This window comes from Streptomyces sp. NPDC093221 (assembly GCF_044753885.1).
Lineage (GTDB): Bacteria > Actinomycetota > Actinomycetes > Streptomycetales > Streptomycetaceae > Actinacidiphila.
The window spans coordinates 183,929-196,182 of sequence record NZ_JBIVOA010000012.1 but is presented as its reverse complement, the minus strand read 5'-3'; the positions used below and the strand labels follow the sequence as shown (position 1 = coordinate 196,182).

General features: G+C 71.1%; 11 protein-coding genes. 5 read left to right on the top strand and 6 right to left on the bottom strand.

What is annotated here, in order from left to right:
• The first annotated feature begins 484 nt into the window (after nucleotides 1-484).
• Entirely contained in the window at nucleotides 485-1,486 is a 1,002-nt protein-coding gene (trpS, locus tag ACIQCJ_RS33505) for a tryptophan--tRNA ligase (protein WP_402713582.1), read from the top strand.
• Nucleotides 1,487-1,551: 65 nt separating this feature from the next.
• Here trpS and proC read toward each other — a convergent pair whose 3' ends face one another.
• From proC to ACIQCJ_RS33485, 4 genes are all read right to left on the bottom strand, one after another.
• Nucleotides 1,552-2,370, bottom strand: a complete 819-nt coding sequence (proC, locus tag ACIQCJ_RS33500; RefSeq protein ID WP_355350229.1) for a pyrroline-5-carboxylate reductase — start codon at nucleotides 2,368-2,370, stop codon at nucleotides 1,552-1,554.
• Between the two features lie 141 nt (nucleotides 2,371-2,511).
• Entirely contained in the window at nucleotides 2,512-3,249 is a 738-nt protein-coding gene (locus tag ACIQCJ_RS33495; RefSeq protein ID WP_355350226.1) for an ABC transporter permease, read from the bottom strand.
• The gene (locus ACIQCJ_RS33490) at nucleotides 3,246-4,142 is read right to left on the bottom strand and encodes an ABC transporter ATP-binding protein (RefSeq protein ID WP_401313861.1); all 897 of its coding nucleotides are present in this window, start codon (nucleotides 4,140-4,142) and stop codon (nucleotides 3,246-3,248) included. Before ACIQCJ_RS33490 ends, ACIQCJ_RS33495 begins: the two co-directional genes overlap by 4 nt.
• Nucleotides 4,143-6,178: 2,036 nt before the next feature.
• Nucleotides 6,179-6,670 (bottom strand): DUF1877 family protein, encoded by a 492-nt coding sequence (locus ACIQCJ_RS33485; RefSeq protein WP_391049782.1) that lies wholly within the window; start codon nucleotides 6,668-6,670, stop codon nucleotides 6,179-6,181.
• A gap of 177 nt (nucleotides 6,671-6,847) precedes the next feature.
• Here ACIQCJ_RS33485 and ACIQCJ_RS33480 point away from each other — a divergent pair, with 177 nt between their 5' ends.
• Together ACIQCJ_RS33480 and ACIQCJ_RS33475 are read left to right on the top strand one after the other, a co-directional pair.
• On the top strand, nucleotides 6,848-7,390 hold the full coding sequence (locus tag ACIQCJ_RS33480; RefSeq protein WP_402713579.1) for a GNAT family N-acetyltransferase: 543 nt from the start codon (nucleotides 6,848-6,850) through the stop codon (nucleotides 7,388-7,390).
• 245 nt (nucleotides 7,391-7,635) lie between these two features.
• On the top strand, nucleotides 7,636-7,815 hold the full coding sequence (locus ACIQCJ_RS33475; RefSeq protein ID WP_402713577.1) for a Clp protease N-terminal domain-containing protein: 180 nt from the start codon (nucleotides 7,636-7,638) through the stop codon (nucleotides 7,813-7,815).
• Between the two features lie 41 nt (nucleotides 7,816-7,856).
• Here the strand turns inward: ACIQCJ_RS33475 and ACIQCJ_RS33470 are convergent, their stop codons facing one another.
• On the bottom strand, nucleotides 7,857-8,330 hold the full coding sequence (locus ACIQCJ_RS33470) for an EamA/RhaT family transporter (protein ID WP_402713575.1): 474 nt from the start codon (nucleotides 8,328-8,330) through the stop codon (nucleotides 7,857-7,859).
• Between the two features lie 94 nt (nucleotides 8,331-8,424).
• Between ACIQCJ_RS33470 and ACIQCJ_RS33465 the strand changes: the two genes are divergently transcribed.
• Nucleotides 8,425-9,648 (top strand): LPXTG cell wall anchor domain-containing protein, encoded by a 1,224-nt coding sequence (locus ACIQCJ_RS33465; protein WP_402713573.1) that lies wholly within the window; start codon nucleotides 8,425-8,427, stop codon nucleotides 9,646-9,648.
• 50 nt (nucleotides 9,649-9,698) lie between these two features.
• The gene (locus tag ACIQCJ_RS33460) at nucleotides 9,699-10,154 is read left to right on the top strand and encodes a Uma2 family endonuclease (RefSeq protein WP_355350205.1); all 456 of its coding nucleotides are present in this window, start codon (nucleotides 9,699-9,701) and stop codon (nucleotides 10,152-10,154) included.
• Between the two features lie 148 nt (nucleotides 10,155-10,302).
• On the opposite strand, the gene ilvD is transcribed toward ACIQCJ_RS33460, so the two are convergent.
• Nucleotides 10,303-12,156: a dihydroxy-acid dehydratase gene (gene ilvD / locus ACIQCJ_RS33455; RefSeq protein WP_391049609.1), complete on the bottom strand. Its 1,854-nt coding sequence runs from the start codon at nucleotides 12,154-12,156 to the stop codon at nucleotides 10,303-10,305.
• Nucleotides 12,157-12,254: the final 98 nt, after the last annotated feature.

Below are 12,254 nucleotides of genomic sequence, written 5' to 3'. Positions count from 1 at the left end.
CGACTCTATCAGACGCTTTCCAGTGCCTGACCCCCAGTCAGCGGGGCTTGTCTTTCCGGCTGTTCGGCCGTTCCGACGAGTGAGACATTAGCTGAACTTCGGCGGTCGAACCAAATCGGCCGCTTTCCGTTCCCGCCCCATTCCGAATGCGCACAAGTGAACGCCACGGCATGCCGTAGTCGCTCGTTTGTTTGCTGCGGAATGGCTGTCCGGGGACCGACCGGAGTCGGCGCTCACGCTCGGACAACCCGGAGAACGTTACGCACGGGTCCGGAGAGTGTCAACTCGGTGCCCTGGCGGTGGCCGGAGGGCTACTGTGGGTCGTATGACATCGCATGCGTGCACCTCTCAGTGGTGGGCCGCCTAGGGCGGCCAGGAGTCACGTATGCATCCAACGGCCGCCGCCTCGGCGGCCGTTTTCTGTTGTCCCGGCCGCGGTGGGCGGTGGTCCCGCGAACCCGACCAGGACCAGGAGACAGCAGTCATGACGCGGATTTTCAGTGGGGTCAAGCCGACCGGGCACCTCACCTTGGGGAACTACCTCGGCGCGATCCGACGGTGGGCGGAAGAGGACCAGCACCGGGCGGAGTCGCTGTTCTGCGTGGTCGACCTGCACGCGCTCACCGTCGACCACGATCCGGCGCGGGTGCGACGGCTCACCCGGCAGGCGGCGAGCCTGCTGCTGGCGGCCGGGCTCGATCCGCAGGTGTGCACGGTGTTCGTGCAGAGCCACGTCGACGAGCACGCGCGGCTGTCGTACGTCATGGAGTGCGTGGCCACCGACGGTGAGATGCGGCGCATGATCCAGTACAAGGAGAAGTCCGCGCGGGCGCAGGCGGCCGGGCAGAGCGTACGGCTGTCGCTGCTCACGTACCCGGCGCTGATGGCGGCGGACATCCTGGCGTACGGCGCCGACGAGGTGCCGGTCGGCGAGGACCAGACGCAGCATGTGGAGCTGACGCGGGTGCTGGCGGAGCGGTTCAACCAGCGGTACGGGCGGACGTTCGTCGTACCCCGCGCCGTACGGCCGGCCGTGGCCGCGCGGGTCATGGACCTCCAGGACCCCACCGGCAAGATGGGCAAGTCGCACGACGCCACCGCCGGGATCATCTACCTGCTCGACGAGCCCGAGGCGATCACCAAGAAGGTGATGCGGGCGGTGACGGACAGCGGGGCCGGCGAGGTGGAGTACGACCGCGAGGCGCGGCCGGGCGTCGCGAATCTGCTGGACATCCTGGCGGCTTGTACGGGCAAGGAGCCGGAGACGCTGGCCGGGGAGTACACGGCGTACGGGTCCCTGAAGCGGGACACGGCGGAGGCGGTGGTGGAGCTGCTGCGGCCGTTGCGGGCGCGGCACGCCGAGTTCAGCGCCGATCCGTCGTACGTGGACGGGGTGCTGCGGGACGGCGCGGCGGCGGCGCGGGCGCTGGCCCGGCCGACCGTTGACGCGGCCTACCGGGCGGTGGGGCTGCTGCCGCTCACGTAGCCGCGGCCGTAACCGTCCTGCTCCCGTGCCGCCTCGCTACCCGCGGCCGTACCCGTCGAGCCGGGTCATCCGTTGCCGGAGGCCAGCTCGCGGCTGCGGTCGCGGGCGGCTTCGAGGGCGGCGAGGAGGGCGGCGCGTACGCCGTGGTTCTCCAGTTCGCGGATGGCGTTGATGGTGGTGCCCGCCGGGGAGGTGACGGCTTCGCGGAGCTTGACCGGGTGCTCGCCGCTGTCGCGGAGCATCACGGCGGCGCCGATCGCGGACTGGACGATGAGGTCGTGGGCCTGGGCGCGCGGGAGGCCGAGCAGGATGCCCGCGTCGGTCATGGCCTCGACCAGGTAGTAGAAGTACGCGGGTCCGGAACCGGACAGGGCGGTCGCGGCGTCCTGCTGCTTCTCCGGGACGCGGAGGGTCTTGCCGACCGGCTTGAAGATGGCCTCGGTACGGGCGAGGTGGGCCTCGGTGGCGTGGCGGCCCGCCGAGATCACGGACATGCCCTCGTCCACGAGCACGGGGGTGTTCGGCATGACGCGTACGACCGCGATGCCGTCCGCGAGCCGCTCCTCGAAGAAGGCGGTCGGGATGCCGGCGGCGGCGCTGATGACGAGGCGGTCGGCCGGTACGTGCGCGGCCAGCTCGTCCAGCAGGGCGCCCATGTCCTGGGGCTTGGCCGCCAGGATGAGGGTGTCGGCGGCCTTGGCGGCCTCGGCGTTCGTGACGGCCTCGACGCCGTAACGGGCGCGCAGTTCCTCGGCGCGTTCGGGGCGGCGGGCGGTGACCAGCAGGTCCTCCGGGGCCCATCCGGCGCGGATCATGCCGGAGAGGAGGGCTTCGCCGATTTTGCCGGTGCCGAGAACGGCGACTTTCTGCTTCTGGGCGGTCATGGGGTCATCTTCGCAGGGGCGGACGGGGCAAGCGGGCCGCGTCCGCCCTTCGGTCGTACGTCCGGGCAACCCGGGGTGGCTCTGCTCGGGTGGCTCTGCTCGGGTGGCTCTGCTCGGGTGGCTCTGCTCAGGTGGTGCGGCTCAGGTGGTGCGGCGGCGCAGGGTGGCCGAGCCCAGGCCGAGGGCCAGGAGGGCGCAGCAGGCGACGATGATCAGATCGCGTACGAAGTCGCCGGTGACACCCGTGTGGTGGACGATCTGGGTGGTGGCGTCGGCGGCGTACGACATGGGGAGCACGTTCGACAGGCCGCTGAGGACCGGCTGCATGTCGCCGCGCGGGACGAACAGGCCGCAGAGCAGGATCTGCGGGAGCAGCACGGCGGGCAGGAACTGCACGGCCTGGAACTCGCTGGACGCGAAGGCGCTGACGAACAGGCCGAGCGCGGTGCCGAGGAAGGCGTCGGCGAGCGCGGCGACCAGCAGCAGCCACGCCGAGCCGGTGACGTCGAGGCCGAGCGCGAGGACGGACAGGCCGGTGGCGAGCGCGGCCTGGACGACGGCGACGGCGCCGAACGCGAGCGCGTACCCGGCGAGCAGGTCGGCCTTGCCCAGCGGCATGGACAGCAGCCGCTCCAGGGTGCCCGAGGTGCGTTCGCGCAGCGTGGCGATCGACGTGACCAGGAACATCGTGATCAGCGGGAAGATGCCGAGGAGCGAGGCGCCGGCCGAGTTGTACGTCTGCGGGCTGGCGTCGAAGACGTACTTCAGCAGTGTCAGCAGCACGCACGGGACGACGAGCATCAGGGCGATCGTGCGCGGGTCGTGGCTGAGCTGGCGCAGGACGCGGCGGGCCGTGGCGAAGGTGCGGTCGAGGTTCATCGCGCGGTCGATTCTGTGGGGGTGGACTCGGCGGATTCGTTGGCACTGGCACTGGCTTGTGCGGGGGGCTTCTGCTGAGAGGCGTCGCTCGCGCCCTCGGCCTGGCCGCCCTTGGCGTCGCCGCTCTTGGCGTCGCTCGCGCCGCTGGCTTCGTCGTTGGCCGCGTCGACCAGGCGCAGGAACGCCTCTTCGACGGTGTCGGAGCCGGTGCGCTCGCGCAGTGCGTCGGGGGTGTCGTCGGCGAGGATGCGGCCCTCGCGCATCAGCAGCAGGCGGTGGCAGCGTTCCGCCTCGTCCATGACGTGCGACGAGATGAGTACGGTCGCGCCGCGCTCGTCGGCCAGCCGGTGGAACAGTTCCCACAGGTCCCTGCGGAGCACCGGGTCGAGGCCGACCGTCGGCTCGTCCAGCACGAGCAGTTCCGGCTCGCCGAGGAGGGCCACCGCGAGGGAGACCCGGCCGCGCTGGCCGCCGGAGAGGTTGGCGGCGAGGCTGTCGGCGTGCGACATCAGGTTGACATCCGTCAGGGCGCGTTCGACCTGGGCGGCGCGGTCGCGGTGCGCGATGCCGAGGACGGCGGCGTAGTAGTCGAGATTCTGCCGGGCGGTGAGGTCGGAGTAGACCGACGGCGCCTGCGTCACGTATCCGAGGCGCGGGCGCAGGCTGCGGTGGCCCGCCGGGTGGTCCAGCACGTTGAGGGTGCCGGTGACGTGGGCCTGCGAGCCGACGATCGCTCGCATCAGCGTGGATTTTCCGCAGCCGCTCGGTCCGAGGAGGCCGGTGATTCGGCCGGGCGGGAGGGTAAAGGAGAGGTTGTCGAGCACGGTGCGGCCACCGCGTACGACGCGGAGGCCGGCGGCCTCGATGGCGGGTCCGGGGGCTTTATTCATCATGTGATGAATAAACACCCGTGACGGGGTGCGCGTCAAGCCGTGCTCCTCCGGAGGGGGTGGGTTTTCGGGGGGCCTGGCGGCGGCTCGGTGGGGGGCCGGGGTTCCTGGGCCGGGGGGCCTGGTCGGGGGGCGGTGTTCCTGGGCCGGGGGGTCGGTGTCCTCATCCGGATGGCCGGGGTTCCTGGGCCCGGATGGCCGGGGTTCCTGGGCCCGGGGGTCGGTGTCCTGGTCGGGGGTCCGGGGTCGGTCAGGGTCATCCCCTATGGCGTACGCGGTGGGGGCGAAGGATCGTTGCGGTATGAGGCGTTCATCCCGAGAAGTTGCTGCATCGCGCGTTGAGAAGCGGCAGTTGGCCGTGGCCTCGGCGACGCTTGGACCTTGGCGGCCGGCCGCTGCCGTCGGTGCGATCGGGGGTGGGGTGTCACTTGCCCTGCACCTCGTGCACGGGCACTTCGGGCTCGGCATTCTGGCCGGGGCGCTGTCCGTGGGCGCCCTGCTCTTCTACTGCGTGGGCGGGGCGGGGGCGGTGCTCGGGTACTCCGGGGGCGCGCGGGGGCGGGATCACCGGATACGGAGGTGGGCGCGGGAGCATCCGTGGCGGGTGGCGGCTGTGCCCGGGGCGCTCATGCTTGTCAGCGACTTCGTTATTCGGGAGGTCCTGACAAGTCAGGGGTTCTTCGGGTCGCTCTGGACCGGGGTCTGGCACGGGGCTGTCGTGGCGGCTGTCGTGGGAGCCGTCGGGACCGTTTCGGCTGCGCGGCGTGCCTGAGGCTTTGACGTCTTGAGCGCTTCAGGTCTTTTGAGCGCTTGACGTTTCTTGAGCGCCTGACGTCACCCGTGTCGCATTGTCGGCGCACCTCGGTGCCTGGGGGGTCTTTCCCCCCGGGCGCCTTTCCTTTGCCCACCGCCCTGTCCCTGGTGTCGGTCCCGGGCCGGGGCACCTCCTCGAGCTGCGTGCTGCCTGCTCCTTGCCCATTCGTCCCCGCCCTGTCGGCACGCAAATCTGCGGGGGCACCCCGCCCCGTCCCCTCCGGCCCGTCGCCGCCTGACGGTCCCCCATGGGTGGGGGGAGGGGGTGGGAGGTCCGCCGTCCGGTGGGCGGAGGGGTTGGGTACCCGCCCCCTCCGGCACGGCTGCGGATGACGGTCCGCCGTCTTGGGCGTCAGGGTCAGCCCACACTCGAAGTCCTCGCCCGCCAAGCGGCGCGAGCTCATCGGCCTCGGAGCGGTAGTTGAAGCCGACCGAGGTGAGCCGACCGCGCAGGATCCGCTCGTCCTCCGCGGCGTCGATCTCGGCGATCCGCTCGTTCAGCTCGGCGAGCGAGGCGACATCGGGAACGGGGACCAAGTGGGTGCGGCGGAACCGGCCGCCCTCCTGTTCCACCCCGCCCTTCTCGTGGGCGCCTTCCTGACCGGGGATGCAGTAGAACGCATCGAAGCCGTAGCGGGAGCGGAAGGCCACCCAGCGTTCGGATTCCACTCGGCTGCGGCCGGTGCAGACCTGGTTTGACCGCCGGCTTGAGGTTGTCGTACCGGATGTGCCTGGTCGGCACCCCTCCCAGCACGCGGAAAGCTTCGACGTGGCCTTCCAGGAAGGCTTCCTGCGCTTCGAAGGCGAAGACCCGGCGGACGGCCTTGCCCGAGTACGAAGGCCGCAGCGTGAGCAGGTGGCACTTGACCGTGGTGCCGGCCAGCCGGACCCACACGTCCGCGAAGTCCACCTCGGCTTCCTCGCCCGGCAGGTGGATCTGCGGGACCATCCCGTCCTGGTGGACCCGGCCTTCGCGGGCCTCCGCTTCGATTTGCGGTGTCCCGACGAATGCTTGCGAACAGCTCGACCCGGGACAGCGCCAACCTCGGCCTCCCGACACAACCATGACCGCAGCCACGGCCCCCGACAGGCCGTGATCACTGGATCACACCCAGGCGCGGCTGCCGAACGGAGTACCTGGATTCACTCGAAAGCGGGCGAGGCGCAGGGCCGAGCGGCCGGCCAGTGGCTGCCAGGAATCCTCTGCCGAGGCGGAGCTGCACGACTCAGTCGAGCCAGACCAGCATGGCCTCGCCTGCTTGGGCGGCGGCGCCGAAGAACGGAACCAGCGGGTCGAACCACCCACGCACCCATTCCAGGGCGTCGGCCTCATCCCACAGGAGCGGGTAGATCTGCGCGGCCGTCATCTGCTCGGGATCCACGTCCCGGATCAAGTCCTGGAAGGACAAGCCGGCCAGGACTCCGGCGGCGAGCTTGACCTGGTCCGCGTCCAGGTACTTGGCCGGCCCATAGCCCCAGTCCTCGCTGGTGAACGTCTGCCCGCCATGAACGATGTCCACGGGGAAACTCGCGCGTTCGAGGAGGAATGCGATGGCGTCGAACGCCTTGTGAGTCGATAGCTGCCGTGCGTCTGAGGGAGCGACGTCATTGATGCCGTCTGTCTCCATGATCTCCATGACGTACTCGAACGCCCAGTCCGGGTCCTTGACTGCCCTGGCCAGCTCGGCCGGTGTTACACGCAAGTACTCACCATTCATGCTCACCCGCGCAGAGTACGAGGCACCACCGACACTGCGATGCCCAGGAGCACCGAGGGGCAGCTGGAGCCGGATCAACTTGCCACAACCTGGAGCCCGAACTACCTGCTGCAGTGGTCCCAGAAGAACCTGCCAGAGACATCGGGGGGTTGGGTGGGGCGGGGATAGGTTGGGGGGATGGGGGAGTTGGGGTGGGTGGAGGGGTGGCCGGGTGGGGGGATTCGGACGGGGCGGCTCTGGTTGAGGGAGCCGGAGGCGGGGGATCGGGGGGCGGTGATTGAGCTGTTCTGTTCGGCGGAGGTGGGGACCTATGTGGGAGGGCCCCGAGAGCGGGACGAGATGGAGCGGGCGGTGCCCGAGACGCCAAGACGGCGGCACGGGCTCTTCGTGGTCGACCTCGACGGGGCGATGATCGGCATCGTCACGATCGACCGGCACGGCGCCGGGAGCAAAGGGCACGTCCGTCCGGAGGGCGGGGAACCCGAACTCGGCTACATGTTCCTGCCCGAGGCGTGGGGCCACGGATACGCCACCGAAGCCTGCGCGGCAGCGCTCGACTGGGCCGCCGAAGCGCTCCCCGGCGAGCCGGTGGTGCTCTGCACGCAGACCGCCAATACGGCATCGCTGCGCGTCGCGGAAAAGCTTGGATTCACCGAGGTCGAACGCTTCGAGGAGTACGGCGCCGAGCAGTGGTTCGGCCTGTGGACGCGCCAAGGGTGACCCCGCGCAAGTAACCCCCTCCCCCCTCAGCCACAACGGACAGGCGGACGCCGACGGGCGAGGAGGGGACGGGCCGGGGTGCCCCCGCAGGGGGACGAACGGACAAGGCCAGAAGCAGGCGCAGGTGCCCGCATGTTCGTCGCCCGAGGAGGTGCCCCGGACCGGCACCGACCAGGCACAAGCGGCACCCGCACGGAGGAGTAGAGGGGTTCGAGTTTTTCACCGACCGCGCGAGGCGCGCCGTGGTGCTGTCCCAGGACGAGGCCATCGCCCTCGGACACGACTTCATCGGCACCGAACACATCCTGCTCGGCTTGCTGGCGGCGGGAGAAGGCCGCGGCCTCGAGGTACTGGCGGCCCTGGAAGTGGAACCCGCCGGCCTGCGCCAAGCGGTACTCACCCGGGTGGCCAGGGAGACGTCATAGCGACGACCGGGATATGCGCCCACCGCCCGGCCGGACAGGCCCTAGGACCGGCGGCGTGCCGAGGCGGTCGCGTGCTCGGCGCGGTGCAGCGCCTCCCCCGGCGCTTCGGTGAAGGCCCGAAGGAAATAGGCGAGGAGCACGCCGAGAAAGCCGATCGCCAGAAGCCCCTGCTCGGCCCCCGCCTCCCGCCGCCGCGAAAACCCCCGCCACGTCCGCTGGAAAGCGAGAGCGCTGCACACGGCGAACCCGGCCACCGCCAGAAACGTCACAAAGGGCCCGACGTCGGCGTCGGCCAGCCCCTGAAAGCCGAACCGCAGCACCGCCGCCCCCGCCGCGATGGCGACGAGGGACCCGACCGCGAGCCCGGCCCGCCGCCAGGCGTATCCGCCGTCGTGCGCGACCCACGTCGTCCCGAAGAAACGGATCGGCTCCGGCCGCGGCACCCCCTCAACCGCCCGGCCGCTTCCGCCACCGCCCCCGCCAACCCGCCGCTTCACTTCGCTCACCTCGTCCACACCATCGATTATGACCCAGAACGGGACGTTCCCTGACACACCCGTTCGGCCGACGGTCGACGAATCGCACGACGCGATGCGTTTTCCTGACGATATGTCAGACATCCGGTCAGACGTCCCCCCGGCCTCGCCCGGGCTCCGACGCCGTCCCCCCGCCCCCCACCTCCTCCTCGGCCTGGGCGCCGCCGCCCTCACCGCCGCCGCCTGCACCCTGGCCGCCGGGTCCGGCGCGGCGACGGCCGCGGGCCCCCGCGCGGCCGAGGCGGCGACCAGCTCCCTGGTCGACCTCACCCTCGCACCCGCCCCGGCGCTCGGCCTGAGCGCCTTCCACGGCCGGTACGGCCACGCCTCCTCCGCCCCGGACGGCGGCCCGGACGGCGGTGACTTCTCCGACCCGTCCGGCGTGCTGTCGCACCTGACGGTGATCGGCGCGGTCACGGCCCGTACGGACGCGGGTCCAGGCAAGACCTCCGCGCAGGCCCAGGCGGGCGGCTTCACGCTCGGCCTGAACTCCAAGGACTTCGTCAGCGTCGGGTCGCTGGACGCGTACGCGGAGTGCGTGCCGCCGCCGGTGGGCCCGTACGCGCTCGCGTACGCGCGGACGGACGGCGGGGTGATCGACGTACTCGGCCACACCGTCCCGGTCGGGACGACCACCTTCGACGTGACCGGCGCGGAGATCGGCGCCTCCGGCATCGGCGGCGGCACGCTCACCGTGACGTACGAGCCGTACCAGCACCCGCCCGGCGGCGCCCCGACCGCCGCCACCAGCGCGGACGCGGGCGTCGACATCACCGTCAGCGGCACGTTCACCGACACGAGCGGCGCCCCGGCGTACGCGGGACCGCTGGTCGACCTCCGCCTCGGCCACGTCGCCGTCACCTGCGAGACCACCACCCCGACCCCGACGAACTCGGTCGACTCGACGACGCCGGTGCCACCGACGACGACACCGCCGACCACCGCGACGACGACGCCCACGACGCCCACCCCGACCGGCCCGGAGACCGGCGGCACGACCCCACCGCCCACCACCTCGCCGACCACCCCGCCCACGACGCCACCGACCACCCCGCCCACCACCTCGCCCACGACATCACCGACCACCCCGTCCACCACCTCCCCGGACCCGTCCGGGACGGCCGGCACCACTCCCCCGCCGACGCCCACCGGGACCTGGACCACCCCCGGCGGCGACACCCTCCCGCACACCGGCGCCGAGGTCGGATGGGCGGCGGGACTCGCCGGCGGATCGCTGCTCGTCGGCGGCTTCCTCGTGTTCAGGACCACCCGGGCGAGGCGCGGCCGGCACCTCTGATTTGGCATATGCCAGCGTCATTCTCTGCCCAGGGGTCATACTTACTGTCCATGGAAGGAAAATTAACGGCGCACGCCGCTGAGAACCCCGCGCGGCAGGAGCGATTCCGCACGCTGGCGCGGTATCTGATGACGCACAGCCTCCGCCGTACGCTCCCCGCGCACCTGCGGGTGCGCAGGGACGTGGCGGTGGTCGTGGACGAGCGCACGGTGGCCGAACCGGACATCGTCGTGGTCGGCGCGGAGGCGGAGAACGTTGTCGTCCTCGCCGTGGAAGTCCTGCCCGCCGACGCCGACGAGAGCGAGCCTCACCCGTACGAGGAAGCGGGGGTCACGCACCTGTGGCGCGTGGAGGAGGACACCGAGACCGAGCGCCCGATGGTCTACGTGCACGAGTGGGATCCGGCCTCGCACTCGTACGCCCTCACCGGCGTGCACCGCGAGGAGCTGACCGTCCAGGTCCCGTACCGCATCAACGTCGACCTCACGGGCATCGACCACCTCTGACCGTCGACCCGTACGCGTGCGCGTAAACGTGCACGAACATGTGCCCGTCCCCGCACGGATACGCGTACGTCCAGGCACAGCGCGGCCGTACGCACGACGCCCCCGCACCGGGTCACGGTGCGGGGGCGTCGTGCGTGCGCTGCCGGTGTCAGCGCTCCAGCTTGGTGATGTCGCGGACGGCGCCGCGGTCGGCGCTGGTGGCCATGGCCGCGTAGGCGCGCAGGGCCGTGGAGACCTTGCGGGTGCGGTCGCGCGGGGCGTAGACGCCGCCGAGGGCTTCGCGGCGGGCGGCCAGCTCCTCCTCGGACACCAGGAGTTCCATGGAGCGGTTGGGGATGTCGATCCGGATGCGGTCGCCGTCCTCGACCAGGGCGATGGTGCCGCCCGAGGCCGCCTCGGGTGAGGCGTGGCCGATGGACAGGCCCGACGTGCCGCCGGAGAAGCGGCCGTCGGTGACCAGGGCGCAGACCTTGCCGAGGCCGCGGCCCTTGAGGAAGGACGTGGGGTAGAGCATCTCCTGCATGCCGGGGCCGCCGCGCGGGCCCTCGTAGCGGATCACGACGACATCGCCGGGGTTGACCTGCTTGGCGAGGATCTTGTCGACGGCCTCTTCCTGCGACTCGCAGACGACGGCCGGCCCCTCGAAGGTCCAGATCGACTCGTCCACGCCCGCGGTCTTCACGACCGCGCCGTCCAGGGCGAGGTTGCCGCGCAGCACGGCCAGGCCGCCGTCGGCGGAGTAGGCGTGCGCGACGTCGCGGATGCAGCCGCCCGCGGCGTCGGTGTCCAGGGTGTCCCACCGCTCGGACTGCGAGAACGCCTCGGCGGAGCGCTTGCAGCCGGGCGCCGCGTGCCACAGCTCGACGGCCTCGTCGGAGGCGGAGCCGCCGCGCACGTCCCAGGCGTCGAGCCACTCCTTGATGGAGGGCGAGTGGACGGTGTGCACGTCCTCGTTGAGCAGCCCGCCGCGGTACAGCTCGCCGAGGATGGCGGGGATGCCGCCGGCCCGGTGGATGTCCTCCATGTAGTACGTGCCGCCGGGCGCCACGTTCGGCGCGACCTTGGCCAGGCAGGGGACGCGGCGCGAGACGGCGTTGATGTCGTCCAGGCCGTAGTCGAGCTCGGCTTCCTGGGCGGCGGCCAGCAGGTGCAGGATCGTGTTGGTGGAGCCGCCCATGGCGATGTCGAGCGCCATGGCGTTGTCGAAGGCGGCGCGGGTGGCGATGGCGCGCGGCAGCACGGACGCGTCGTCCTGCTCGTAGTGCCGCTTGGTCAGCTCCACGACGGTGCGGCCGGCGTTCTCGTACAGCGCCTTGCGGGCGGTGTGCGTGGCCAGGACCGAGCCGTTGCCGGGCAGGGCCAGGCCCATGGCCTCGGTGAGGCAGTTCATCGAGTTGGCGGTGAACATGCCGGAACAGGAGCCGCAGGTCGGGCAGGCGTTCTCCTCGATACGGAGGATGTCCTCGTCCGAGATGTTCTCGTTGACGGCGTCCGCGATGGCGTTGATCAGGTCCAGCTTGCGGACGGTGCCGTCGACCAGCGTCGCCTTGCCGGCCTCCATGGGGCCGCCGGAGACGAAGACGGTCGGGATGTTGAGGCGCAGCGCGGCCATCAGCATGCCCGGGGTGATCTTGTCGCAGTTGGAGATGCAGATCAGCGCGTCCGCGCAGTGCGCCTCGACCATGTACTCGACGGAGTCGGCGATCAGGTCGCGGGACGGCAGGCTGTAGAGCATGCCGCCGTGGCCCATCGCGATGCCGTCGTCCACGGCGATCGTGTTGAACTCGCGCGGCACCGCGCCCGCCGCGAGGATCGCCTCGGAGACGATCCGGCCGACGGGCTGAAGGTGCGTGTGACCCGGTACGAACTCGGTGAAACTGTTGGCGACCGCGATGATCGGCTTCCCGATGTCGCTGTTGGCGACGCCGGAGGCGCGCATCAGCGCGCGGGCGCCCGCCATGTTGCGGCCGTGGGTGACCGTACGTGACCTCAGCTCGGGCACGGTGTCCACTCCCTTGGGTTCACTTGGCTCGTACTGCTCCGTACTAGAGCATCGAGGGTACGCCCGTCGCCCAGGATCCGGACGTTCGGTCCGGTATG